Below are 24473 nucleotides of genomic sequence, written 5' to 3'. Positions count from 1 at the left end.
CGGGCCGAATTCGAATATCAATCACAGAAACCCACATATGCGAATCGGACAATATCGAACGACGGATGCGAGCCAACCGTGGTGTGGCGTATCGACGACCGACGGGACCGTCATCAGCCTCTCCGAAGCGGGCTCGAGCGCCGGCATCGGGATACCTCGAGCGACGACAGACCTCCTCGCCGACTGGCGGTGGCGACGGAAGGCCGAACTCGCCCTCGAGTACGCAACGGAGACGGGAACGGGCGCGTACGACGCCGACGAAGTGACGCGACTCGAGCCGATTAGCGACCCGAACAAGGTCGTCTGCGTCGGGCTCAACTACCGCGATCACGCCGAGGAGGGGGACAACCCGATCCCGGACGAGCCGGTCCTCTTCTCGAAGTTCCCGACGGCGGTTACGGGGCCCGAGAGCACCGTCTCCTGGGATCCGGATCTCACCGAAAAGGTCGACTACGAGGCGGAACTCGTCGCCGTGATCGGGCGCGAAGCGCGTCGAGTTAGCGCGGACGAAGCGCTCGAGCACGTCGCGGGTTATCTGGTCGGCAACGATGTGTCGGCGCGGGACCTCCAGCACGGCGACGGCCAGTGGGTCCGCGGGAAGAGCCTCGATACGTTCGCGCCGATCGGTCCGGACCTCGTGACGACCGACGAGGTCAACGATCCCCACGACCTCGAGATCTGGGCCGAGGTAAACGGCGAGCGACTGCAGGAGTCGACGACCGGGAACCTCATCTTCGGCATCGACGAACTGGTTTCGTTTTGCAGTCAGGCGTTCACGCTCGAGCCGGGCGATCTGGTCTTCACCGGCACGCCGCCGGGGGTGGGCGTCTACCGGGAGCCGCCGGTGTTGCTCGAGGAGGGAGACAGCGTAACCATCGGTATCGAGGAGGTCGGCGAACTGACGAACACCTGCGCGTATCTGTAGCGGGGATTCCCGGATTCGGGATACTAACTTCTTCAGCTGCCGATACCGAGCCTCAGCCGCCGATACCGAACACGTCGCGCGGGTTCTCCAGCACGACTTTGCGGATCGCGTCCTCGTCGATGCCGTACCGGTAGAGTTCGAAGATCGCTCGCTTCAGCGCGAACGGATCCGTCCGGAGCACGTTCGCGCAATCGGTGTCGATCATGATCCGATCGGGGCCGTACTCGTCGATCATATCGGCGACGTCCGCGGCGTCGACGCCGATCAGCCACGAGTGGCCGATGGTGTAGCTCAGGTAGCAGTCCGTGTTCTCCATCAGGTAGTCGGTGTTGTTTCGATCCGCGTGCGAGGCGACCACGCGGTCGTCGTCGATTCCCGCGCCATGCATCGCCTGCACGTCGAGTTTGACGGCCTCGAGCGCCGGATTATCGCCCTCGAGAACCGGCTCCGTACTCAGTTCCGTATTCTTCTCGTAGCCCGGAACGCCGATGCCGGACCGGTAGGTTCGGCTCGAATCGCCGGACTGATTCGGGGTGTGCAAGAGCACCGGGAGGTCGTGGGCGTCCGCGAGTTCCATCTGGGCCTGCACGACGGCGCGCTGTTCGGCCACGTCCCACGCCTCGACGTGCTGGGCGGGCGTCACGCCCGTTTCGCCGACGGCGACGACCTCCTCGAGATCGCAGTAGTCGGCCATCGCCTCGAGCAGTTCGTCGGGATTCTCGATGCGAACACCCGTGTGGATGCCCAGTCCGAGGTTCGCCTCGAAGAAGTGACCGCGCTCGATGGCCGCCCGCCGGTTCACCGCGTCGTCCCAGAGAAAGCGGACGTCGCTGGCCCTGACGGGCTTGTAGGGCGTCCAGTGGTAGCCGGAGGCGACCATCACCATCGACTCGCACCCGGAGAGCGCGTAACGCTCCCTGTCCTCCCACGAGAGCGTGTGCGCGTGGTTGTGGACGTCGATCCAGGGGAGGTTGAGCAGTTCCGTCGGGAGGTCTGGTCCCTCCTCGAGATGCGTCGCGTCGGTCGGTCGCTTCGTCGGGTCTGGTGGTGTCATGGGTGGTATGGGCGGTTGTTTCGTCGGATCTGCGGTGTCATGGAATCCTGTGCTGGACGGTCGGTTCGTCAGGCCTGACGGCCGGTTCGTCGGATCGTCGCTCGTCGAGTCTATCGCTCGAGTGCGGCCAGCGGCTACTCGAGCGAGCACCGTTTCGTCGCGTATACTTTCGACCGCCGGCACGTAGTGTTTTACGGGCTGGTAAAACTTTATTTGTGTGTCTATCCCACACACGATATATGTCAGTATTGATCGGTACAGACGACGGCCTGTTTCGGGTCGACGACCTCCCGTTCGACCGCGGGGAACCAGAGCGGGTGCTCGAGTGCGACGTGGTCACGGCCGTGAAATCGTGGGACCACGCCGAGGGCGTCTTCGTCGCGTCCTCGACTGGCGCGTATCGCTCACGCGACGGCGGGACGACGTGGGAAGACCTCGAGGTCCCGCTGGGTGATCGCTTCTGGCACGCCGGCGAAAGCGAGGTGTGGTCGATTCTGGCGACGGCCGACGGAGCGCTCTACGCGGGGACGAACGATCCGTACCTCTATCGCTCGGTCGACGACGGGGGGACGTGGACCGAACTGACGGGCTTTCGCGACTTGCCGTCTCGAGGTCACTGGGAGTCACCCATCGATCCCCACTACGCACGACTGCGGGCGCTCGAGGCCGTCCCCGGCCGTCCGGAGCGGTTGATCGCCGGCGTCGAGGCCGGCGGCATCCATCTGAGCAACGACGGGGGCCAGACCTGGCACGATCGACGGGATGCCATCGTCGACGACGTTCACCAGATCCTCCCGATCTCCGAAGACGTCTGGCTCGCGACGACGGGGTATCTGGACCACGAACTCGAGAATCTCGGACTCGGCCACGCGGTCGGCGCGGGCGGGCTCTACCGGACGACCGACGCCGGCGACACCTGGACGCGTCTGGACACCGGGAACGACTTCTCCTACATCAGGTGCGTGTTCGTCCACGACGGCACCGTCTTCTTCTGCGGCGGGGAGGAGGCCCCGCCGGCCTGGGTCGAGGACGACCACGAGGCGGCGCTGTTCGAGTCGACGAACTTCGGACGGGATTTCGATCGAGTTCCGTACCCCGGCGAACCACACGAGATTGTCGAAACCTGGGACGTCTACGACGGCGACGTTATCTGCGGCTCGGGCCTGTTCGACGTGCCCGACCAGCGCGACGACGTGGAGGGCCGACTCATGCGCCGGGACGACACCGGCGAGTACCACACGGTCGGCCGCGTCGAGGCGAACGTCAGCCGCCTCGAGGTGATCTAAATGGCCGATTCCACCCGCTCGAGCGAGCCGCCGTCGACCCTCGGAAGAGCGCTCTACGGCGGCATCCTCGCGTATATGGCGATCGACGGCTTCAAAAACAACGACAAGCGTGTCGCGGCCGCTCGAGAGAAGGGCGTTCCGGTCCCGGACCTCCTCGTACCGTTCGTCACCGGCATGCTGTTCGTGGCGAACCTGGGAATCCTGCTCTGGAAGTTCCCACGGGCCTCGGCCGGCGCGCTCATCGTCTTCTTCCTCGGGACGACGCCGTCGATCCACGACTTCTGGACCATGGAGGGCGAGCAGCGCCAGGCGAACAAGATCAACTTCCTGAAAAACGTCGCTTTGCTTGGAGGAGCGGTCATGCTGCTCGAGGCGGCGAATCGAGACGACTAGAATTTATTTAGTCTTTTTGTAGTGGCTTACCTGTTCACTACTCCCGCAAATGGATCGCTGGGGAAGATACCCAGAATCCACGAGCAAGCGCGCGCCACCGCACGTAGCCCCGCCGGTATGGCGCGGTGACTCCGTGCGGTATCGAAAAGCGTCTCACGGACGTTATGCGAGGGGGACGAGCGTCGACAGGATTAGCGAGATCAACAACCCAGACACGGATATTAATGTTGTCAAGACGGTCCACGTTTTGAGCGTCTCTACCTGCGTGAGCCCGCCGATTTCTTTCACCAGCCAGAAGCCGGAGTCGTTGTACCACGAGAAGATGTTAGCACCGGCACCGATGACCATCACCATGTAGGCCGGGTGGACCTGTAGCTGCCCCGTAAGCGGTGCCATAATGCCGGCTGCGGTCAACATTGCGGCCGTCGCCGATCCCTGTGCGATGCGAACGATCGCGGCGATCAACCAGGCGGTGATCAAGAGGCCGATCCCGATGCCCTCCAGTCCGTTCGCAAGGTAGTCCCCGATACCGGAAGCCGCGAGGAGTGCACCGAAGGCACCACCGGCAGCGGTGATCGCTGCGATGTTTCCGCCGCTTTTGAGCGCTTCCGTGAGTTCATCGGACCACTCGCTGCGGGACAGGTCGTTTTGCCGCATGAAGGTGTACGCCGCCGCGATCGCAGCGACCGTGAGCGCGACGTTCTTATTCCCAAGGAAGACGGCAACCGGCTCGATGGTTCCGAGCGCTGGAATCGCTTCCTGGAAGCCATCGACAACCGTCAACGAAGCGATGAGGACGACTGCGAGGAGAACCGGAGCGGACGACTCGAGTATGCCCGGGAGGTTGCTAGTCGATTTGTTTGCAACCTCTTCGAGTTCCTCGGTCGTCGTCGACATCGTGTCCCGGAGCGGAATATCCAATCGGGCGTTGATCCACCGCCCGTAGAGAAGTCCCACGAAGAGCACGGGGATCGCAGTCGCGATCCCGAGGGCGATCGTCGTACCCAGATCAGTACCCAATTCTGCGGAGACAGCTAACGGACCCGGCGTCGGGGGAACGAATACGTGCGCCGTCGCTGCACCCGCCCCGACGACGACGATGAACAGCGTGTAATCACGCCCCAGGCGGGCGCGCATCGATCGTGCGAGGGGCGCGATCAGGTAAAAGACGCTATCGAAGAAGACGGGAATTGCAAGGAAGGAGCTACTCCCTAACAGCGATACGTCTGAGTTCTCCTTCCCGAGGACGTTCTGAAACCCCCGGATGATGCGTTGTGCAGCCCCGCTTTCGAGCATCGACTTCCCGATGACAGCCGCCATCAAGATGGGAATCCCGATGCCCGCCATGTTGTCCCCGAACGCAGTCGCAACCTGTGAACCAGCATCTGCCGGAGCAAAATCGTCGACGAAGATCGTATTGACTACGCCAACAGTAAATGCCGAGAGTATCAAGCCGATAAAGGCAGGGAGATCCAACCACACCAATAACGCCACGACAGTGAGGAGGCCAATAAGAAACGTTATCAACGGACTATGCGCGAAGTCGACTACCTGGAGCGGCATACTCAACATATCCCGAATGGGACCCAGTAACTTGATATTATTAATATTTATGATGTTTGAATATCATAAGAGGATGATTAGATGTGACTGATATTTGGATGGTTTTGGTATCTTTGTGCAGACATCATCTGGCCAGTTTGCCTTCTTGACCGGCACTCGCTTTCAAACCCCTCCATAACACGCGTTTCAGGGCTTGTATGGTGCTTTAGTCTCACTCGAGGTAGCTTCAGTCGCGTGCAGGTTATTGCAGATCATCTCCCGATAACAGTCACTAGTGAAAAACGTCATACCTGTATTCACCATTCAAAATTCCAACATTCTATCGTAGCCGACTCCCTCACAACAGCTACGTGACACGGTTAATCCGCGATCGCTTCGCTCGGCTCGGCTTCGACGCCAGCGCGCTGAATCCAGAGGTCGCCGAACAGTTCGTCCTGCTCGAGAACCACGGCCCCGCGGTGGGCCAGAAACAGCAGTGCGAGGTAGGTCATGACTCGAGAGCCGCCGGTCTCGTCGATCTCGGCGTAGAGCACTTCCTCCCGGCCGTTTTCGTACTGGGTCTCGAGCACGCTTTCGACGTCCTCGATCACCGCTTCGATGTCCTCCTCGTGGGTGGTGTTGGTCACGTCGTCCGCTGTCGGCTCATCGTCGACGCGGAAGTCGTCACCCGAGTGGTAGCTCAGCTCCTGCATTCCCCGACCGTAGCCGCTCGGCGAGTCGCTGGTGTCGTAGCTTCGGGATTCTTTCCACCAGGTACCGCGTTCCGCATCACGGAGTTCGCGAACCAGTTCGTCGAGGGTCTCCGGCTTGCCGCGGGCGGATTTGCGCTCGAGGCGACGGTCCATCTCGGCCTCGAGGCTCTCGATGGGGTCGAAGCCGGGTTCGTGGTCCTCGACGGGCCCCTCGTCGGCGAATGGGGCCTCCCACGGCGGGAGCTCCTCCTCTTCGGGCTCGTCGGGCGCGAACAGTTCGTCGCTTTTCATCCGCAGGAGAACGCTCGCGTAGAACAGCGCCCGGCCCGAGGTTCGCAGGTCCGCCTCGTCTAACACCTCGAGGAACTTGTCGGTCACCGCGACGATATCGATGTCCCACGGGTCGATCTCTCCGTCCTTGGCGAGCTGGACAAGCAGTTCGACGGGCTCGACTTCCTCCTCATCCTCGCCCGCCGACGCAGCGATAGTCTGAGCCGACCCATCGGCTGCGGCGCTCTCCGCTGAGGACGCTCCATCCGATGGGTCCTCGCTGAACGAAAAAACGTCGTCCCCGGGGTCGCTCGAGCGGTCGCGGTCTTCGTGACCCGCGATCTGCAGCGGAATGTCGTCATCGGACGAATCGTCGGCGGAGTCGGATTTGGCTTCGGACTCACGCTCGTTCGGCCCCTCGCCGTCAGTCATCCGCCGGCACCTCCTCACTGTTCAAGTCGATGCCCGTCACCGCGCTCACGTTGTTCTGTTGCATCGTCACCCCGATCGCCCGCTCGGAGCGATCGAGCATCGCAGAACGGTGGGAGACGACGACGAACTGGGCGTCGCCCGCGAGTTCGTCGACCATCTGGCCGACGCGTTCTGCGTTGACCGCGTCGAGGAAGGCGTCGATCTCGTCGAGCGCGTAGAACGGCGCGGGGTTGTGTCGCTGGATCGCGAAGATAAAGGCGAGCGCGGTCAAGGACTTCTCCCCGCCGGACATCGCGTCCAGACGCTGGATCGGCTTGTCGCCCGGCTGGGCCTTCATCGTCAGCCCGTCCTCGAACGGGTCCTCCTCGTTCTCGAGGTGCAACGAGCCGGTCCCCTCCGAGAGCTTCTCGAAGATGTCCGTGAAGTGCTCGGCGATCGACTCGTAGGCGTCCATGAACGTCTGTTTCTTCTGGGATTCGTACTGGTCGATCCGCTCGCGGATGCCATCCGCCTCCTCGACCAGCGTGTTCCTGCCCTCCTCGATGTTCTCGAGATCGGTCCGAACCTCGTCGTACTCGTCGATCGCGAGCATGTTCACGGGCTCTAGGGCTTCCATGTCCGCCTCGAGCAGGTCGATCATCTCGAGGACGGTCTCGTGGTCCGGAACGTCTTCGGGATCGTAGTCGCCGACCTCCTCTTCGAGCGCTTCGAGTTCCCACTCGAGGTCCCCGGCCCGCTCGCGGTTATCCTCGAGTTTGCTCTCGACGGTGTTGACCCGATCTTGCTGTTGATCGCGGGCCGTCTTGGCCTCGCCGAGTTCCTCTTTGAGTTCGCGGCGGTCTTCTTTGAGTTCGGTCAACTCCTCTTCGAGTTCCTCGACCGCCTCGCGTTTGTCCGCGAGGACGTCGCGTTTGTCCTCGATGGACTCCTCGAACGACTCGATCTTCTCCTCGTGTTCGGCCTTGCGGTTCTGGGCCGTCTCGATGTCGTCGTGGAGGTCCTCGATCGCGTCTTCTGCGTACTGCTTCTCGAGTTCGAGTTCGTTGAGCTTCCCGTCGAGGTCGTCGATCTTGTCCTCGCGCTCGTCGATCTCCTCGTCGAGGTCGTCGATCTGCGCCGTGAGTTCCGGAATCTTCGAGTCCGCGAGTTCGGCCTCGAGTTCGTCGATATCGGACTCGATCTCCGCGATCTCGGCCTGTTGGTCCTCGATGTCGCCCGAAATCTCGGTCATCCGCTCATCGACGGACTCGCGCTCCTCGCGTAGCTCCTCGAGTTCGTCCTCGAGGCGGTCGATGTCGTCCTCGAGATCCTCCCGGCTCTCCTCGATGCCCTCGAGTTTCGACTCGATCGACCGCACTTCGTCGTTGGCGTCCGTCTGGCGGTCTCGCGCGTCGTCGAGTCGATCCTCGACGCCGCGAAGCTCCTCACGAACCGATTCGCGTTCGTCCTGCAACTCGGTGATCTCCTTTGCGACGCGCTCGAGTTGGCCCTTGCCGCCGCCGGAGAAGGAGTATCGCGATCCTTTTCGGGAGCCGCCGGTCATCGCGCCGCTTTTCTCGACGAGGTCGCCGTCGAGGGTGACCATCCGGTAGTCGCCCATGTACGAGCGAGCCGTCTCGATATCCTCGACGACGAGCGTGTCGCCGAGGACGTACGAGAAGATGCCGGCGTACTGGTCGTCGAAGTCGACGAGGTTGTACGCGAAGCCGACGATTCCCGGATCCGAGGGCGCGCTCGGCAGGTTTCGCTCGCGCATCTTCGTGATCGGGAGGAACGTCGCCCGGCCGGCGTTGCGCGATTTGAGGTACTCGATACACTGCTGGCCGATCACGTCGTCGTCGACGACGACGTTCGCGAGCCGACCACCTGCGGCGGTTTCACAGGCCGTTGCGTACTCGCCCGGCACCGTCCCTAACTGGGCGACCGCCCCGTGTAAGCCGTCGATCCCCGAATTGAGAATCGTCGTGACGGCGCGTCCGAACGACGAGTCGCCGCTTTCTCCCGCGTTGGCCTCGAGCTCTGCGTACTCGGCCTGCTTGGCCTGAATGTCGTCGTCTAAGTCGTCTAAGTCGTCCTGTAGGCGGCGTTTCTCGCCTTTGAGGTCGTCGACGACGCCCTCGATGCTCTGGCGATTCTTTTCGGCCTTCTCGAGTTCGCGTTCGAGGTCCGAGCGCTGGCTCTCGAGTTCGGGGAGTTCGACTTCGGTCTCCTCGATCGTCTCCTCTTTCTCGCTGATGGCGTTCGAGCGCCGACGCGCCTCGTCGAGCAGGCGATCCTGCTCGCGCTGGAGGTCGTTCTTCTCGGTTTTTTCCTCCTCGAGGGTTTCCTTTCGCTCCTGTAATTCGGCCTTGACCTCGTCGTACTCCGTGTCGACAGCGTCGATCTCGGCCTGTAGCTCCTCGCGTTCCGTCTCGCGTTCTTGAATCTCGGATTTGATGGAGGCCTTCTCGAGTTTGTGCTCGCGCATCTCGCTCGTTAAGTCCTCGACTTGCTCCTGTTTGCGGTCGATCTGGACGAACGCCTCGCGCCGATCGGATTCGGCCGACTCGATCTGCTCCTCGCTGGATTCGATCTTGTCCTCGAGCCGGGAGATGTCGCCTTTGACCTCCTCAATCTCGCTTTTGATGCGCAGCTGCTCGTCTTCGCCCTTGCGCTCGATTTCGGCGTTCAAATCCTCGAGATCCTCCTGCAGGCGGACGACTTTCCCCTGCCGTTCGTCCAGTTCGCGCTGGAGATCCTCGAGGTCGTCCTCGAGCCCCTCGACCCGGTCCTGAACGTTCTCGAGTTCCTCGCGTTTCTCCTCGAGTTCGCTGGCCTTCCGGTAGCCCTCGTACTCCTCTTTCTCGCGGCGGAGCCGTCGGTATCGCAGGGCGGTCTGGCGCTCGTCCTCGAGTTGGGACAATCGTTCGCGTTTTTCCTCGATCCGAAGTTCGGCCTCGTCGATCCGCTCCTGGACGACCTCGAGTTCCTCGAAGGCGTCTTCCTTTTTCGCGTCGAACTCGGCGACGCCGGCGATCTCGTCGATGATCCCCCGCCGGTTGTAGGGGGTCATGTTGATGATCTCGGTCACGTCGCCCTGCATGACGACGTTGTACCCTTCCGGGGTGACGCCGGCCTGTGCGAGTAAGTCCTGAATATCCGAGAGGTTGACCGAGCGGTCGTTCAGATAGTAGTAGGAGTAGTAGTTGTCCTCGGTTTCCTTGACGCGCCGGCGGATGCGAACCTCCTCGCAGTCGCCGACGTCGTCGCTGCCCGCCGCGTTGACCACCTGCGAGCGCTCGAGGGTGCCGTCGGAGTTGTCGAGGACGACTTCGACGGTCGCCTCGCGCGGGCCGCCGCTGTTGTCGCCGTCCTCGTGGCCGGGATTGTAGATCAGATCGGTGAGCTTCTCGGCGCGGATGCCGCGGGTCCGAGCGAGCCCCAGCGCGAAGAGGACGGCGTCGATGATGTTCGATTTCCCGGAGCCGTTCGGGCCGGTGATAACCGTAAAGTCCTCGTAAAACGGAATTTTCGTCTTGCGGCCGAAGCTCTTGAAACCGTCCAGAACGAGCGCCTTGATATACATCGTCTTGTGAGACCTCCATCAGTTGACCGCTCCCGGCGACCGGCCCCGTGACTGTCCGGCGGTCGATCGCATGAACGATCGGTCACGTGATTACAGCACGCGAACGGTCGCGGGAATCTGCTGTTATGCGACAATAATGTCGTCGGTCCCTGAGTCTTCCGCTTCGTCCTCGCTCGAATCGGCCGTCTCCTCCTCGAGGTCGGCTTCGGTCGCCTGACTCGAGCTAGCGTCGGTGTCGGCCTCGGCTTCGGCTTCGGCGTCGATCATCTCCGACGCCGACGACTCGTCCGATCGACTCGAGCGTCTCGAAGCCGCTCGCGTCGGGGTCTCCGTGTCCAGTTCGGCTTCGAGGATTCGGATCCGCTCTTTCGATTCGACCAGTTCTTCGGTGAGCCCTTCGACCGTCGACTCGAGTTCCGCAACCGTCGATTCCAGCTTCTCGACGCGGTTTTTCGACATACCAACTAGCGGTTGGTCCGGACACATAAACGTACGTCAGACAATGATATTGTTTCTGTTAATTAGCGCGAACGCGCGTGGACCGGGCGCGTTTTGCACTCGGATTCGCTATCCGGATACAGGAAGACTTGCTTCCTCGCCACTCCCCTGCCCTGATCGGGTATAACTATATCCGGCAACCAATAGGAATATCCGCCATGTCTGATGGATGGATGGATGAGAACACACACCTACTGTTACTCTCAGTATTCTCCGTTACGATAGGATTCTTCGGTGCGATTCTTTTGGACGGTTGGGCCGGTGTCGTACTGGTTGTGATTGCAGTCACGAGTTTTTTCATTGCTTCGACGATTATTCTGCGATTTCTCGCGACCACCTGAATTCCTGAGGGATAGATCCGAGTTTACCGACTTCTGAATCCTTGTCGAACGGACCACACCAGCGTCCGTACGCGACGCAGGCAGTCACTGCCGGGGCGTCTCGTAGTAGCCGAGCTTCGAGGCGACCTCCAGTTTGATGATAACATGACTCGTATGTTCGAGTGACTATGCCAGAGGAACCCGCCCTCGAGGACGTCGACGACGTCGTCCACGAACCCAGCCAGGAGTTCGTCGAGTCCACGAACGTCTACGAATTTATGCAGACGTACGGAATCGACGACTACGACGAGTTGGTCGAACGGACGACAACCGACCTCGAGGGGGTCGAGGAAAGCGGCGTCGACTGGTTCTGGGACGAACTCGTCGACTACCTCGAGATCGAGTTTTTCGACCCCTACGACGAGGTAAGAGACGACAGCGACGGCCCGCAGTTCACGGAGTGGTATCCGGGCGGCGAACTAAATATCGCGCACAACACGGTCGACCGCCACGCGGCGGTCGGCGAACCCGCCCGAAATCGGGTCGCGACGATCTGGGAGGGCGAAGACGGTGAATGCCGGCAGATGACCTATCAGGAACTCCGGCGGCGGGCGAATCAGGTCGCCAACGCACTCGAGGAGCGCGGAATCGAGACGGACGACACCGTCGGCCTGTACATGCCGATGGTGCCGGAGGTCGTACCGATCCTCTACGGTTGTTTCAAGGTCGGCGCGATCGCGGTGCCGATCTTCTCCGGGTTCGGCGTCGACGCCGTCGCGACGCGAATCGACGACGCCGCGTGTTCGTTCCTGTTCACCGGCGACGGCTTTCTCAGGCGGGGGAAGCCGGTCTTTCTCAAGTCCACTGCCGACGCGGCGATCGAGCAGGTCGGCCACGTCGAGCGGACGATCGTCTTCGACCGCCTCGGCTCGAGCGATCCGAAGGCAGAACACGAGATTCCGTGGACCGACGAGCGCGACGAGTGGTGGGTCGACGCCGTCGAGACCGCGAGCGACGAGTACGAGACGAAATCGCTCGAGTCGGGTCGGGAGTCGATGTTGCTGTACTCCTCGGGAACGACGGGGACGCCGAAGGGAATCGTCCACACCCACGCGGGCGTCCAGGTGCAGTGTGCGAAGGAACTGCACTTCGGGTTCGATCTCGAGCCCGCCGACCGATTCTTCTGGGTCTCTGACATCGGCTGGATGATGGGGCCGTGGTCGCTGATCGGCGTCCACACCTTCGGTGGCACCGTCTTCATGTACGAGGGCGCGCCCGACTACCCGAACCCGGATCGGTTCTGGGAGCTGATCGACCGGCACGAGATCACCCACTTTGGCATCTCACCGACCGCGATTCGCGCACTGCGAAAGCACGGCGAACGTCAGACTACGTCTGACGAGCCATCCGGCTCCGTCGGAGCCGGAGACGACGACTGGTTCGAGGGCCACGATCTCTCCTCGCTGCGAATTCTGGGGTCGACGGGCGAGCCGTGGGACCCCGAATCCTGGCGCTGGTTCTACGATAACGTCGGCGGCGGCGAGTGCCCGATCATCAACATCTCCGGGGGCACCGAAATCTGCGGCTGTTTTCTGATGCCGATGCCGACCGAGCCCCTGAAACCTTGCACGCTCGGCGGACCTGGACTCGGGATGGACATCGACATCGTCGACGCCATGGGCGAGTCGGTCAGAGACGACCACGAACGCGGCTTCCTCGTCGCTCGAGACTCCTGTCCCTCGATGACCAAATCGCTCTGGTCGGGCGACGACCGGTATCTCGAGGAGTACTGGTCGACGTTCGCGGACCCGCCGCTGTGGAACCACGGCGACTGGGCGCAGGTGGACGCGGACGGTTTCTGGTTCCTCCACGGCCGGGCCGACGACGCGCTGAACGTGGCCGGGCGGAAGGTCGGCCCGGCCGAAGTCGAAGGCGCGTTGATCGACCACGAGGCAGTCACCCAGGCCGCCGCGGTGGGCGTCCCCGACGAGACGACCGGGACCGCCGTCGTCGCGTACGTCATCGTCGGCGACGGCGTGGCGGAGAGCGACGAGTTGCGCGACCGGCTTCGCGAGCAGGTCGGCGACGAACTCGGGAAGCCCTTCCGACCCAGAGAGATCCGCTTCGTCGACGAATTCCCCAAAACCCAGTCGGGGAAGATCATCCGCCGAGCCATCGAGGCGACCTACGCGGGCGAGGAACTCGGCGACATGGACAGTATCGAGAATCCCGGCGCGCTCAAGGAACTCGAGCAAGCGCGATAGGAAAACCGCCGTCCAGATCCCGTTACGCTTTACCCCCGCCGGGTCGAATCGAGGAGCAATGACTGCCCAGACCGTCCAGCGGGGCGACCTCGTCACCGTCATCGGCCTCGAGGTCCACGTCCAGCTGGAAACCGACACGAAGATCTTCTGTCGCTGTTCGACCGAGCCGGCCGACGACCCCAACGAGAACGTCTGTCCCGTCTGTCTCGGACTCCCCGGCGCGTTGCCGGTGCTGAACGAGGGAGCCGTCGAGGCCGCGGTCAAGATCGGGAAAGCCATCGACGCCGACATCCCCGAGGAGACCCGCTTTCACCGGAAGAACTACTACTACCCTGACCTGCCGAAGAACTTCCAGATCACCCAGTACGACGAGCCGATCTGTCAGGAGGGCGAACTCGAGATCGCGGTCGAAGGCGAGCGCCGGGACGTCCGCATCGAACGCGCACACCTCGAGGAAGACCCCGGCAGCCTCCAGCACGTCGGCGGCAGCATCGACAGCGCGGACTACACCCTGGTTGACTACAACCGGGCGGGCACGCCGCTCATGGAAATCGTCACGGCACCCGACTTCAGAAGCGCCTCGGAAGTGCGGGCCTTCCTCGCCGAACTCGAGGAAGTGCTCGAGTACCTCGGCGTCTTCGACGCGGGCCGGGACGGCAGCCTGCGAATCGACGCCAACCTCTCGATCATCGAGGGCGAGGCGGCCGACGAGAACGGCGAAATCGGCGTCGACGCGCTCGAGGCCGCAAACCGGACGGAGGTCAAGAACATCTCGAGTCACAAGGGCGCGGAGAAAGCCTTAGCCTACGAGGAGACCCGACAGAAAAACGCCATCGAGCGCGGCCGCGTGGTCGAGCAAGAGACCCGCCACTGGGACGAGAGCCGCGGAATTACGGTCTCGATGCGCTCGAAGGAGGAGGAAAAGGACTACCGATACTTCGAAGAGGCCGATCTCCCCCCGCTTCGGGTCTCTCACTGGAAGGACGAGATTTCGATCCCCGAACTGCCGACCGCTCGACGCGAGCGGTTCCAGTCCGAATACGGACTGAGCGAGGAGGCGGCCTCGAAGCTCACCTCGACCAAGCAGGTCGCGGACTTCTACGAGTCGGTCGCCGGCGAGTTCGACCCCGATCTGGCGGCGACGTGGGTCGCGGACAACCTGCTCGGCGAACTGAACTATCGCGACATGGAAATCACGGACATCGCGGATCGACTCGAGGAGGTTACCCGACTCGTCGAACTCGTCGCCGAAGACGAGATCACGGCGAAAAACGCCCGCGAGACGGTACTTCGAGACATGCTCGACGAGGGGAAGGATCCGGATACGATCGTCGAGGAGGCGGGACTCGGCAAGACCGACGACGACGAGGTGCAGTCTGCCGTCGTCGAGGCTATCGAAGAGAACCCCGACGCCGTCGCGGACTACGAGAGCGGCGACGACGGCGCGATCAACTTCCTCGTCGGGCAGGTCATGCAAAAGACCGGCGGCAGCGCCGATCCGGGCGACGTGAATCAGCTGTTGCGCGCAGAACTCGAGGACTAATTCGGGAGCGAATCTCGAGGCTGCGAGATCTGTTTTTCCGAGGGGAGATCGTGTCCTGCCGACCGGTCGATTCCCGAGTTCGCGGAACCCCAGTTCCGCAATCGCGTCGGTTAATAGCCGGGACTGTGTGTCTTGGAATCATGGATCGAATCACGCTGGGGAACGACGAGTTCGAGGGGGAGAACAACGCCTACGTCTTACACGACGGGGACGACCTCGCGCTCGTCGACACGGGTATCGCGACGACCGAGGTTCGCGAGGACCTCCGGGAGGGATTAGCCGAGTACGGCTACGAGTTCTCGGACGTCGACGATATCGTGCTCACGCACTTTCACACCGATCACGCCGGACTCGCGGGCGAAGTGCAGGCCGAAAGCGACGCGACCGTCTACGTCCACGAAGCCGACGCGCCGATCGTCGAAGGCGACGACGAGGCGACCGCCGCGCTTGACGAGCGCCGCCGGGAGTACCTCCAGACGTGGGGAATCCCCGCGTCGAAACGCGAGGAGCTGCTGGGCGTCGTCGAGGCGGTCACCGGATTGAACGAAACGCACCCGACCGTGACGCCGATCGAAGACGGCGACACCCTCGAGGTCGGCGGGCATACCCTCGAGACGGTTCACGCGCCCGGCCACGCGCTGGGGCTGTGTTGTTTCGAAATCGCGGGCCGCGACGAGGCCTTCGTCGGCGACGTGATCCTTCCGGTCTACACGCCCAACGTCGGCGGGGCGGACGTTCGCGTCGAGCGACCGCTCGAAACGTACCTCGAGACGCTCCGGTCGCTCGCCGACCGGGACTACGACCGCGTCTGGCCCGGCCACCGCGATCCGATCGAAAAGCCGACCGAGCGGGCGCTGACGATCATCGATCACCACCGCGAACGAACGGAGCGCGTCATCGCCGTCCTCGAGGAACACGGTCCTGCCGACCCCTGGACCGTCAGCGCCGAACTCTTCGGCGAACTCGAGGGGATTCACATCGTCCACGGCCCCGGCGAGGCGTTCGCACACCTCGACCACCTCGTCCACGAAGGGGTGGCTGCGGTCGACGACGGCGAGTATCGGCTCACCGCCGGCGATGTCGACCTCGAGTCGGTGGTGTCGACGGCGGGGACGAACTAACCGATACGAGCCGGTGGATCAGAGTTCGGTACGAATCGTCTCGAGGTCGCGCTCGTCGTGTCCACAGAGGACGATCGCGTCGCTTCGGCGCTGCTCGTCCTCGAGGAACCGCCGGCTCTCGGTCCAGGCGCGTTTGCTCCAGAGGAGTTCGCCGCCCATGGGACGACCGTCGTCGTAGTTTTCTCGGGTGTAGGCCTGATCGCCCGCGAGGATCACGGTACCGACGCCCTCAAGGTCGAGTCGAACGCCGAGCAAACCGGGCGTGTGCCCGGGAAGGTGGAGGAACTCGAGGTCGGCAAAGCGCTGTTCGCGCTCGCGGTGAACGATTCGCCAGTTGAGGTCTCGGTCGAAGTCACCGGTGAGGTAGGCGTCGTCTCCCGCATCCGTTTTGGCGCTGTAGTAGGCGAACTTCAACTCGCGTTCGTGGACGAAAATCGGCGTGTCGGTCCCCTCGAAGGCGTAGAGCCCGCCGGCGTGATCGAGGTGTAAGTGCGTCTGAATCACGTAGTCGATGTCGTCGACGGCAAATCCGGCCGCCGCGAGGTCGTCCTCGAGCGGGCGCAATCCGGTGTGCTCGAAGGCCTCGTACAGTTCGGCGGGCCAGTGGCCCGAATCCGCGTCAGGGTGCGAGCCCGTATCCCAGAGGATCGTCCCCGCCGGATGCTCGATGACGAGGTTGTACACCGGGCCGTCGACCATCACCGTCTCGGGGTCGGGATCGGCCGCCGACCCGAGCGTGTGGCCCTCGAGGATGTTGTTGGCGTCGGTCGTGATCGTGCCGCGCTCTATCAACTGAACGTTCGCGTCGACCATACCTCGACGACGGGTGCCTGGCTGAAATACGTGGGCGTGTCGAAACTATCGGGCGGGTTGAGTCGGCGGCGCGAAGGCGGTTGGTGAATACCGATCCCCTCCTGCCGACGCCAGCGAACGCATGACTATTAACCGCTCGAGGGACAACTAGCGATAAGAGGTATTTCCTTGAATATGATACGCGGATTTTCGATGCACGGTGGTAACGCGTGAACCCGTCCCGGGTCGATTTTCTGGTCGACCTCGCCTACGGCGTGATGATCTTCATTTCGATCGCACTGATCAACATCATCGGGACGGAGGTGGGCGTCGCGTTCGGTCTCGGCGTGTTGATCTCCTACGTCATCCACGTCGTCTGGAAGATGGCCCGGTTCGATCCCGAATGGATGACCGCGGAGGTTACCCAGAACGTCGAAGACACGCTCACTCGAGAGGTCGACGAGGTTATCGACAAACTCGAGACGGTCAACGAGCGCGTCGATCGACGCCCCCGAACGGAAGAGGTCGAAGAGACGGTCGACGAGAAGGTCGATCAAAAGGTCGACCAAACCGTAGACGAGACCGTCGACGAGAAAGTCGACGAAACGGTCGAAGAGAAGGTTGACGAGACTGTCGAGGAAAAGGTCGAAGAAACCGTCGATCAAACGGTCGACGAGAAGGTCGTCGAAACGGTGGATGAAACGGTCGAAGAAAAAGTAGACGAGACTGTCGAAGAGAAGGTCGAAAAGATAACGACCGAAGACGAGCCGTCATTGAAAGACGAGCGGTCAGAAACCGATTCGACAAACTGATTCGAATCTCGAGAGACGACCGATCCGGCAATGGACCGTCGTCGCTGACGACGCATCCGGTTTGGCATTTTTCGGCGAACGGGCGGGACTACGTTTCTGGCTCCGCCAGCAGTGCCGGACTCTCGAGGTAGTCCTCGATTCCCTCCGCGGCGCGGTAGGCGAGCGCCCCTACCGTTCCGGTCGGGTTGTACCCGCTGTTGTGCGGAAACGCCGACGCGCCGGGGATAAAGAGATTGTGCGCCTGCCAGGCCTGTAGATAGTTGTTTACGACCGACTCGTCGGGATCTGTACCCATGATCGCCCCGCCGGTATTGTGCGTCGACTGGTAGGGGGTGATGTCGAAACTCCCCTCGAGTCCGTCGCTCGCTTCGACGGTGTCCGCGCCCATCTCCTGCATCACTTCCTCGCAGACGTCAGCCGCGTACGCAGAGAGCGCGTAATCCTGATCGTGCCAATCGAAGGTCATTCGCAACAGTGGCTGCCCGTAGTCGTCCGTGTAGTTCGGATCGAGGTCGAGGTAGTTGTCCTGGTACGGCAACACGGCCCCCTGACACGAGATGGAGAGCGAACTGTGGTTGTACTCGAGGCTCTCTTCTTTGAACTCCGATCCCCACGAGGGGGTGTCCTCTGAAACGGGATTGTTGGCGATCGGACGCTCTCCGGTCTGGCTGAGCGAGACGGATCCGCCGTGAAGGAAGTTGAGTTCCTCGTGATCGAAGTTGTCGCCGTTGATGTCGTCGAACGCGACCCCGAGTGCGCCAGCACCCATGTACAGATTCCACTCTTCGTCGTCGAAGAACCCGGTCGCTTGCCCGCCGAAGTTCTGGTAGCAGTAGTTCTTTCCGACGACGCCCTCGCCGGTCTCCGGATCGTACGGCTCGTCGATTTCCGAGAGCAACAGCAATCGAACGTTGTTCAGAACGTACGCCGTCAACGCGACTACATCGGCGGGCTGGTGATAGACCGTATTCGTCTGCGTGTCGACGTACCGAACGCCGGTGACCTCCCGTTCGTCCTCGTCGTAGAGGAGTTGGGTCACGTTCGAGTGGGTTCGAAGCTCGAAGTTCCCGGTCTCTTCTGCGACGGGGAGCACCGTGATGATCGGAGACGATTTTGCCCCCCACTCGCAGCCGAACCGCTCGCAGTACCCGCAGTACTCGCAGGCACCCAATTGGACGCCATCCGTGTTCTCGTACGGTTCCGAGAGGTTCGCCGACGGTTGCATGAACGGCTCGTACCCGGCCGCCTCGGCTCCCTCGCGAAACACCTCGAGCGCCGGCGTCTCCATCATCGGCGGGAGCGGATAGTCCCGCGAACGCGGCCCCTCGTAGGGGTTTCCCTCGTCTTGAATCTCACCGTCGATGTTGCCGGCGGCGCCGGAGATGCCGGCCATTCGTTCGAACTCGTCGAAGTAGGGCTCGAGTTCCTCGTAGCTGATCCCCCAGTCTTGGAGGTGCATCTCCTCGGGAATCGCTTCCTCGCCGTACTCGCCGATCGTCCGCGATTCGATCTCGAAGTCGTAGGGGAGGAATCGCCAGGTGACGCCGTTCCAGTGGACGCCGGCACCGCCCACGCCAGTCCCGGGGAGGAACGCGCCGTACCGGCGCATCGGGAGCGCCGTATCTTCCGGTTCGTGTCGAAAGGTGATCGTCTCCCGCGAGAGGTCCTGCATCAACTTGTATCGCAGCGCGTAGCCCAGTTCGTCGTGTGCCGTCAGGAAATCCTCGGTCTCCACGTCGCCCCCTCGCTCTAAGCCGACCACCTCGTAGTCCGCCTGTGCAAGTTCTTTCGCGATTATGCCGCCGGTCCAGCCCACGCCGACGGTGACCACGTCGACGGGATCGAGTTCTTCTACCATTGTATCGTGTTTTCGTACCCAGTTGCGCTGTCTCTCAGTGCTCTATGCCGCTCGGATGGTCCCGTTGGTGCGTACATTCCGTCTCTCGAGCAGTTTCCAGCTCTCTCACTCCTCCATATCACCGTCGGCATCGAGTCCCATCTCTTCGACGTCGTCGCCGATGCTTCGAGGTTCGTCGATTTCGATGTACTCCTCGTTCTGTATCTCGCTCCGAAAACTTCCAAGCGCGCCGGGCGTACCGGGGAAGTTTTTCAGCCGCCAGCCGACCATCTCCTGGTTGCCGCCGTACATCGGATCGGCGAACATTCCCTCGAGCGTGTTCTCGCGCAAGAGCAGAAAGAACGCGCTCGGGTCGATCGCCTCGAAGGTGTCGATCTCGTCTTCCTCGAGGGCTCCGACCACCTCGTCTTGCTGGTCGCCGTCGAGGTCGACGAAGCTCTCGTCGTACTCCGCTTGGCAGTACTCCTCGATAGCCGTCAGCGAGTACGAATAAGCCTCAGCGGGCGTCATCGCGTACTGCCAGCCCTGGGTCTCGGCCGGCTCCTGTTGGGCCCACTCGACCTGGACGTCTTCCGCCTGAGCGTCGGCGTCCTCGTCGCCATCGCCCTCATCAGGGTCCTCGTCGAACGGCTCCGGCGGATCGATACCGGCGAACGGCCCTTCCATGTACCAGCGATCGCCCTGGCCCCAATCCTGATTCATCTGTCGATCGATGAAGAAAACGACGCCCACCTCCTTCGCGCCCGGGCCGTTATCGTCGGACGGATAGATCCGCCCCGCCAGGTCGTGGACCATCTCGCCCTGCGCGATCGTGAAGTACTGTAATCCCTGTTCGTCTAATTCGGCTTCCTCGACGTCCTGGAGCGAGAACTCCTCGCTCGAGGCCATCGCCCGCCGCGCCACGACGCTCGCTCCGAGGAACGTCCCGCCGGCGACCATGGCTTCCCGCCTCGTGAAGTCGAATGTCGGTTCGTGCTCCGACATGGCCAGTCCCACCCCGAACCGGGAGTTAACACGGTTCCCTGCAGACGAATGCAATCGCCGTTACAGGAGCTGACGACACTCCCCGAGCGGCGGGAACCAGAGCGTCTCAGCGCCCGCCTCGTCGCGGACGGCGGGATGAAAGCCGTCGCTGTCAGGAACCAGCGGCGACTGAAAGTGCCGCCCGCGCATGCCGTTTACCGTCGCACCGCGGGCGAGTCGGGTGAACGCCGGACAGACGAGCACGTCCGCTCCGTCGTACGCGCCGGGACCGTAGAGGAAACAGGGCAGTTTCCGCCCGTCGATCGAGATCGCAGGATGATCGTGCCCGATAATGTACCGTTCGGCGGTCGATTCGGGCGCGTCGTGGCCGTGACAGACCACCGTCTCGCCGTCCGCGAGTCGGTACTCCTCGGGTGCGGTGCCGTCGTAAATTTCCCTGAGCATCGTGTCGTGGTTCCCGGGGGTCACGACGAGCGACGCCCCGACCCCCGCGACGATATCACGGATTTCGCCCAAATCGGACTCGACGCCGCGTGGAACCCCGTCGAAGGAATCCAACAGATCGCCCGCGATCACGACCGTCGATGGGTCACACGCCGCGAGTCGGCGGTCCAGACGAGAGACGCTGTCCTCGCCCGCCTCGAGCGGTGCGTCGACGCTCGAGGCAGCGCCTTTGCCGAGGTGGAGATCCGCGAGGACGAGCGCGTCCGCGTCCGAAAGGTACACCGACCGCGAGGCGAGGGTGAATTCAGTCGTCACCATCTGCGGGGGTTTCTACGTCGACGGCCTCCTCGAGGTCGTACTCGGTCCCCGAGAGGATAAAGAGCACCTCCTCGAGCGGCTCGAGGATCTCGGGGAGGACCCTGATGAGGAGGTAGGCGATCGCCAGGAGTGCGACGACCGATCCGAACTGGGAGATATAGTTGTGCGCGACGAGATAGGAGACGCGATCCGCCTCCGCGCCCAGGTACGTCGTCAGGACGTGGACGATCGGGTCGTACTGGAACCAGCCCCACGGCGAGGCGAGTCCGATGAAGACGTTCCGGATCAGGTTGAGAAACCAGATGACGCCGATGGCGACGGCGAAGGCCGCGGCCTTGCGCTTGAGCGGCGCTTTCACGGCCCCGATGAGGCCGCCGAAAATCGCCATGCTACCGAGGCCCGTACAGGCCATGACGATGTAGGTCGTTCGACCCGTGACGGTTTCGTCGGGGTCGAAACCGAACTTGCTCTCGTAGCCGGCGCTCCCCTCGATGATCCCCGGACTGTACCCGAGCAGTTCCATCCCGTAGTGGGTCTGTGCGGCGGTCGTCTCGATCAGCCACCGGCGGACGAACGGAATCGTCTCCGCGGGGAGATAGATCAGCCCCATGATCGCGACCGCCTTCGAGAGGATCAGTAACGACGTCCGACCGTTGATGAGGAGATAGGCGGTGTAGGAACACAGCGGAAGCGCAGCGATCGAGAGGAACGTCTGCAGCGGACTCTGTATCTCGTAGTAGTAGTGCGGTGCCATCAGCAACCAGAAGCAGCCGAAAAGCGCCCAGGCCGCCGCGGCGACGTTCCGGGCCGGAACGATCTCGCCGCGCCACTCGAGAACGAACGCCAGCGCGAAGATACCGATCGACGCCCACGCGAGGAGATTAACGACCGTGAGCGATCCGACGACCGTCGTCTGCGAAAGGTCCGTGATCGTCGACGCGATCGACGCCGGAGTCGCGGTCGCGAGGGCGGCGCTCGAGTCGAGCGCACCGGCCGACGGAGAAACGGTCGTCGCGGGGAGAGACGACATAGTCAGGTCGACGTGACGGACTCTCGCGCTATCAACTTGACGAAAGGGGAGCGGACCTGTCTGTCGTCCGCCGTTTCACAGGTCTGCTCGGACTCGAGCGCGAAATGTGAACAAATCGGTTCGACCGCAGGCCGCCTTTCGTTTCCACCTTCCGGGCTCGAGACGGCACACCGTGATTTATAGCCCCTGTGTGTCACTATCTAGTATGGCCAGTCCACGCTACGACTACGAAGATTCGACGGTCGTCATCACGGGTGCCAGTTCGGGGATCGGCCGCGAGATCGCGCGTCGGTTCGGCGAGTGCGGCGCGACGGTCGTAAACGGCGACATCGATCGGGAGCCGAAGGACGGCGACACTCCGACGGACGAACTGCTCGAGGACGGCCCCGGAACCGGCGTCTACGTCGAGACTGATGTCACCGACCGCGAGGACCTCGAGTCGCTCGTCGCCGCGGCGCGAGAGCGCGGCGGCGTCGACGTGATGATCAACAACGCGGGCCTTCAGATCCCGAAGCCAATGGCCGAGGTGACTCCCGAGGAGTTCGACCGCATCCACGCGGTCAACTCGCGGGGCGCGTTTTTCGGCACGCAGGTCGCCGCCGAGGACATGATCGACCGGGACGATCCCGGCGCGATCATCAACACCGCGTCGATCAGTTCGAACCTCGCCCAGTTCGGGCAGGTCCAATACGACTCGAGCAAGGGCTCGATTCGGATGATCACCCGCGGAAGCGCCCTCGAGTACGCCGAAGCGGGGATCAGGGTCAACGGCGTCGCACCGGGCCAGATCGCGACCGAGTTCACCGACGGCTGGAGCGAACGCGCTCGAGAGCAGGCGGAAAACGACGAGTTGCTCAAGCCGGTTCCGCTTGGCCGGGCCGGAACGCCCGAAGACGTCGCCGGAGCCTACCTCTTCCTGGCGAGCGACGACGCCGCCTACATCGCGGGTGAACTGCTCCACGTCGACGGCGGCTGGCAGATCTGCTGACCTCCACGTAAGCAGCGGTTAGGGCGTCATAGACGTTTTCTCCGGTATTGATTCCAGCCACGTCTCCGAGGAGTCGGTCGATTCATAGGCGCGCGAGTTGCGTTACGGCAACCATATCTGTCAATCAAAATAAGTATGTGGGCGCGAAGGTTTGTCTCCCTATATGAACCGGCGACAGTTTCTTGGGACAGTCGGATGTGTCGCGATTCCGGCTGTTGCTGGCTGTCTCACTGATCCCGGCACCAATGGTGGACTCCTGGAAATACTACTGACTACGGAGCCGGAAAACGCGACGGTTGTCAACGCTACGGACGAGCGGATTCGAAATGTCGAGCCGGTGCAGGATGGACTCCGCGAGGCAGCCGATGCAACGAGCAGCGCGGCAGAGGTGGAAGTAACCGAACGCGAGTACGAGACGGTCGCACAGGTGCTTGCGGATCTTCCGTGGTACGACCGGTCCGATCACGACTCGAAGCACATTTCGGGTATCTATTTTCGATACGACAAACAGGTATACGTGGTCGTTCTCACGCCGTTCTGTGCGGACTCGTGGCTGAAAGACACAGAAAGTCAGCGCGGCGAGTATGGGTGGGGCGGGTGCTACGACCGAGCGGAGTGGGGTTACGAGTAGCGAGTGCCACCAACTGTATTCCCAGGCGAGAAAGACCATCGTATCGCCACAATACGTGCCGAATTCGGACATCTATTGATGAGTCTGCTCTGTGACAGACTCAGCGGCTGGCAGATCCGCTGACCGCATCGATGCCGGCTCACGATCCGGTTTGAATGGCGATCAGTCCAACCGTTCGCTGCGTTCGGCGTGTTCTCTCGAGAGTGAAACGTACCGATCGGCCGTCTCGGCGAGTCGATCATCCTCGATCTTCGTTTTCGCCTCGGCGGGCGCTCCCGCGACGAGCGTCGCCGGCGGGATCTCCGTCCCCTCCGTGACGACGCTGCCCGCAGCCACGACGGCCCGCTCGCCGACGTGCGATCCGTCCAGAACGACCGCGTTCATCCCGACGAGCGCGCGCTCGGCGACCGTCGCGTCGTGGACGATGGCGCTGTGGCCGACCGTCGAGTAGGGCTCGAGTTCAGCGTCCTCGTGGAGCACCGCGTTGTCCTGGACGTTCGCACCCTCGCCGACGACGATGGTGCCGTGATCGCCGCGAAGGGTCGTGTTCGGCCAGACGCTGGCGTCCGGTTCGATAACCACGTCGCCGATGACGACCGCCGCGTCGTCCACGTAGGCCGATTCCGCGATCTGTGGCTCCGTTCCGTCGAACGAGCGTATCATACGTGGACTGTCTCGAGGATCGGCTTG

General features: G+C 62.6%; 20 protein-coding genes. 9 read left to right on the top strand and 11 right to left on the bottom strand.

The genetic code is table 11. The annotated features are described in order from the left end of the window. Positions 1-37 precede the first annotated feature (37 nt). Positions 38-925, top strand: a complete 888-nt coding sequence (locus tag HALLA_RS02690) for a fumarylacetoacetate hydrolase family protein (protein ID WP_049951942.1) — start codon at positions 38-40, stop codon at positions 923-925. A 52-nt stretch (positions 926-977) separates the two neighbouring features. On the opposite strand, the gene HALLA_RS02685 is transcribed toward HALLA_RS02690, so the two are convergent. Beyond that, on the bottom strand, positions 978-1979 hold the full coding sequence (locus tag HALLA_RS02685; RefSeq protein ID WP_049951941.1) for a TatD family hydrolase: 1002 nt from the start codon (positions 1977-1979) through the stop codon (positions 978-980). Positions 1980-2218: 239 nt separating this feature from the next. Here HALLA_RS02685 and HALLA_RS02680 point away from each other — a divergent pair, with 239 nt between their 5' ends. Then, positions 2219-3265 (top strand): WD40/YVTN/BNR-like repeat-containing protein, encoded by a 1047-nt coding sequence (locus HALLA_RS02680; RefSeq protein WP_049951940.1) that lies wholly within the window; start codon positions 2219-2221, stop codon positions 3263-3265. Further along, positions 3266-3658: a DoxX family protein gene (locus HALLA_RS02675; RefSeq protein ID WP_049951939.1), complete on the top strand. Its 393-nt coding sequence runs from the start codon at positions 3266-3268 to the stop codon at positions 3656-3658. It abuts the gene before it with no gap. Between the two features lie 162 nt (positions 3659-3820). On the opposite strand, the gene HALLA_RS02670 is transcribed toward HALLA_RS02675, so the two are convergent. The 4 genes from HALLA_RS02670 to HALLA_RS02655 form a co-directional block, all read right to left on the bottom strand. Continuing rightward, positions 3821-5230 (bottom strand): GntP family permease, encoded by a 1410-nt coding sequence (locus HALLA_RS02670; protein WP_049951938.1) that lies wholly within the window; start codon positions 5228-5230, stop codon positions 3821-3823. A 350-nt stretch (positions 5231-5580) separates the two neighbouring features. Continuing rightward, positions 5581-6615: a segregation and condensation protein A gene (locus HALLA_RS02665; protein ID WP_049951937.1), complete on the bottom strand. Its 1035-nt coding sequence runs from the start codon at positions 6613-6615 to the stop codon at positions 5581-5583. Beyond that, positions 6608-10180 (bottom strand): chromosome segregation protein SMC, encoded by a 3573-nt coding sequence (smc, locus tag HALLA_RS02660; RefSeq protein WP_049951936.1) that lies wholly within the window; start codon positions 10178-10180, stop codon positions 6608-6610. The genes HALLA_RS02665 and smc overlap by 8 nt, the downstream gene beginning before the upstream one ends. 123 nt (positions 10181-10303) lie before the next feature. Beyond that, positions 10304-10639 carry a DUF7518 family protein gene (locus tag HALLA_RS02655; protein ID WP_049951935.1) on the bottom strand — a complete coding sequence of 112 codons (336 nt, stop codon included), beginning with the start codon at positions 10637-10639 and terminating at the stop codon, positions 10304-10306. 547 nt (positions 10640-11186) lie between these two features. Between HALLA_RS02655 and HALLA_RS02645 the strand changes: the two genes are divergently transcribed. The 3 genes from HALLA_RS02645 to HALLA_RS02635 all read left to right on the top strand — a co-directional run bounded on the left by HALLA_RS02645 (position 11187) and on the right by HALLA_RS02635 (position 15926). Continuing rightward, on the top strand, positions 11187-13262 hold the full coding sequence (locus tag HALLA_RS02645) for an AMP-binding protein (protein WP_049951933.1): 2076 nt from the start codon (positions 11187-11189) through the stop codon (positions 13260-13262). Positions 13263-13320: 58 nt separating this feature from the next. Further along, the gene (gene gatB, locus HALLA_RS02640) at positions 13321-14805 is read left to right on the top strand and encodes an Asp-tRNA(Asn)/Glu-tRNA(Gln) amidotransferase subunit GatB (protein WP_049951932.1); all 1485 of its coding nucleotides are present in this window, start codon (positions 13321-13323) and stop codon (positions 14803-14805) included. A gap of 140 nt (positions 14806-14945) precedes the next feature. Continuing rightward, positions 14946-15926 carry an MBL fold metallo-hydrolase gene (locus HALLA_RS02635; protein WP_049951931.1) on the top strand — a complete coding sequence of 327 codons (981 nt, stop codon included), beginning with the start codon at positions 14946-14948 and terminating at the stop codon, positions 15924-15926. An 18-nt stretch (positions 15927-15944) separates the two neighbouring features. Here the strand turns inward: HALLA_RS02635 and HALLA_RS02630 are convergent, their stop codons facing one another. After that, the gene (locus tag HALLA_RS02630) at positions 15945-16739 is read right to left on the bottom strand and encodes an N-acyl homoserine lactonase family protein (RefSeq protein WP_049951930.1); all 795 of its coding nucleotides are present in this window, start codon (positions 16737-16739) and stop codon (positions 15945-15947) included. A gap of 209 nt (positions 16740-16948) precedes the next feature. Here HALLA_RS02630 and HALLA_RS02625 point away from each other — a divergent pair, with 209 nt between their 5' ends. After that, entirely contained in the window at positions 16949-17530 is a 582-nt protein-coding gene (locus HALLA_RS02625; RefSeq protein WP_049951929.1) for a hypothetical protein, read from the top strand. An 88-nt stretch (positions 17531-17618) separates the two neighbouring features. Here HALLA_RS02625 and HALLA_RS02620 read toward each other — a convergent pair whose 3' ends face one another. The 4 genes from HALLA_RS02620 to artA form a co-directional block, all read right to left on the bottom strand. Further along, positions 17619-19388, bottom strand: a complete 1770-nt coding sequence (locus HALLA_RS02620; protein WP_049951928.1) for a GMC family oxidoreductase — start codon at positions 19386-19388, stop codon at positions 17619-17621. Positions 19389-19493: 105 nt separating this feature from the next. Next, positions 19494-20372 (bottom strand): gluconate 2-dehydrogenase subunit 3 family protein, encoded by an 879-nt coding sequence (locus tag HALLA_RS02615; RefSeq protein ID WP_049951927.1) that lies wholly within the window; start codon positions 20370-20372, stop codon positions 19494-19496. Between the two features lie 60 nt (positions 20373-20432). Next, positions 20433-21134: a metallophosphoesterase gene (locus HALLA_RS02610; RefSeq protein WP_049953983.1), complete on the bottom strand. Its 702-nt coding sequence runs from the start codon at positions 21132-21134 to the stop codon at positions 20433-20435. Next, a complete protein-coding gene (artA, locus tag HALLA_RS02605; protein ID WP_084568909.1) occupies positions 21121-22164 on the bottom strand; it encodes an archaeosortase A in 1044 nt (347 codons plus the stop codon). Before artA ends, HALLA_RS02610 begins: the two co-directional genes overlap by 14 nt. Positions 22165-22369: 205 nt before the next feature. Between artA and HALLA_RS02600 the strand changes: the two genes are divergently transcribed. Together HALLA_RS02600 and HALLA_RS02595 are read left to right on the top strand one after the other, a co-directional pair. Continuing rightward, on the top strand, positions 22370-23152 hold the full coding sequence (locus HALLA_RS02600) for an SDR family NAD(P)-dependent oxidoreductase (protein WP_049951926.1): 783 nt from the start codon (positions 22370-22372) through the stop codon (positions 23150-23152). A gap of 163 nt (positions 23153-23315) precedes the next feature. Then, positions 23316-23783 (top strand): hypothetical protein, encoded by a 468-nt coding sequence (locus HALLA_RS02595; protein ID WP_049951925.1) that lies wholly within the window; start codon positions 23316-23318, stop codon positions 23781-23783. Positions 23784-23945: 162 nt separating this feature from the next. On the opposite strand, the gene HALLA_RS02590 is transcribed toward HALLA_RS02595, so the two are convergent. Continuing rightward, positions 23946-24446 carry a gamma carbonic anhydrase family protein gene (locus HALLA_RS02590; protein WP_049951924.1) on the bottom strand — a complete coding sequence of 167 codons (501 nt, stop codon included), beginning with the start codon at positions 24444-24446 and terminating at the stop codon, positions 23946-23948. Between the last annotated feature and the right edge of the window lie 27 nt (positions 24447-24473).

Origin of the sequence: Halostagnicola larsenii XH-48 (genome assembly GCF_000517625.1) — an archaeon.
GTDB lineage: Archaea > Halobacteriota > Halobacteria > Halobacteriales > Natrialbaceae > Halostagnicola > Halostagnicola larsenii.
The sequence above is the reverse complement of the archived record's forward strand: the minus strand, read 5'-3'. Positions and strand labels throughout refer to the sequence as shown.

Bases quoted from the DNA above. Each gene is read 5' to 3' on its own strand.
- HALLA_RS02690 (WP_049951942.1), top strand. From the start codon at position 38: ATGCGAATCGGACAATATCGAACGACGGATGCGAGCCAACCGTGGTGT.
- HALLA_RS02685 (WP_049951941.1), bottom strand. From the start codon at position 1,979: ATGACACCACCAGACCCGACGAAGCGACCGACCGACGCGACGCATCTC.
- HALLA_RS02680 (WP_049951940.1), top strand. From the start codon at position 2,219: ATGTCAGTATTGATCGGTACAGACGACGGCCTGTTTCGGGTCGACGAC.
- HALLA_RS02675 (WP_049951939.1), top strand. From the start codon at position 3,266: ATGGCCGATTCCACCCGCTCGAGCGAGCCGCCGTCGACCCTCGGAAGA.
- HALLA_RS02670 (WP_049951938.1), bottom strand. From the start codon at position 5,230: ATGTTGAGTATGCCGCTCCAGGTAGTCGACTTCGCGCATAGTCCGTTG.
- HALLA_RS02665 (WP_049951937.1), bottom strand. From the start codon at position 6,615: ATGACTGACGGCGAGGGGCCGAACGAGCGTGAGTCCGAAGCCAAATCC.
- smc (WP_049951936.1), bottom strand. From the start codon at position 10,180: ATGTATATCAAGGCGCTCGTTCTGGACGGTTTCAAGAGCTTCGGCCGC.
- HALLA_RS02655 (WP_049951935.1), bottom strand. From the start codon at position 10,639: ATGTCGAAAAACCGCGTCGAGAAGCTGGAATCGACGGTTGCGGAACTC.
- HALLA_RS02645 (WP_049951933.1), top strand. From the start codon at position 11,187: ATGCCAGAGGAACCCGCCCTCGAGGACGTCGACGACGTCGTCCACGAA.
- gatB (WP_049951932.1), top strand. From the start codon at position 13,321: ATGACTGCCCAGACCGTCCAGCGGGGCGACCTCGTCACCGTCATCGGC.
- HALLA_RS02635 (WP_049951931.1), top strand. From the start codon at position 14,946: ATGGATCGAATCACGCTGGGGAACGACGAGTTCGAGGGGGAGAACAAC.
- HALLA_RS02630 (WP_049951930.1), bottom strand. From the start codon at position 16,739: ATGGTCGACGCGAACGTTCAGTTGATAGAGCGCGGCACGATCACGACC.
- HALLA_RS02620 (WP_049951928.1), bottom strand. From the start codon at position 19,388: ATGGTAGAAGAACTCGATCCCGTCGACGTGGTCACCGTCGGCGTGGGC.
- HALLA_RS02615 (WP_049951927.1), bottom strand. From the start codon at position 20,372: ATGTCGGAGCACGAACCGACATTCGACTTCACGAGGCGGGAAGCCATG.
- HALLA_RS02610 (WP_049953983.1), bottom strand. From the start codon at position 21,134: ATGGTGACGACTGAATTCACCCTCGCCTCGCGGTCGGTGTACCTTTCG.
- artA (WP_084568909.1), bottom strand. From the start codon at position 22,164: ATGTCGTCTCTCCCCGCGACGACCGTTTCTCCGTCGGCCGGTGCGCTC.
- HALLA_RS02600 (WP_049951926.1), top strand. From the start codon at position 22,370: ATGGCCAGTCCACGCTACGACTACGAAGATTCGACGGTCGTCATCACG.
- HALLA_RS02595 (WP_049951925.1), top strand. From the start codon at position 23,316: ATGAACCGGCGACAGTTTCTTGGGACAGTCGGATGTGTCGCGATTCCG.
- HALLA_RS02590 (WP_049951924.1), bottom strand. From the start codon at position 24,446: ATGATACGCTCGTTCGACGGAACGGAGCCACAGATCGCGGAATCGGCC.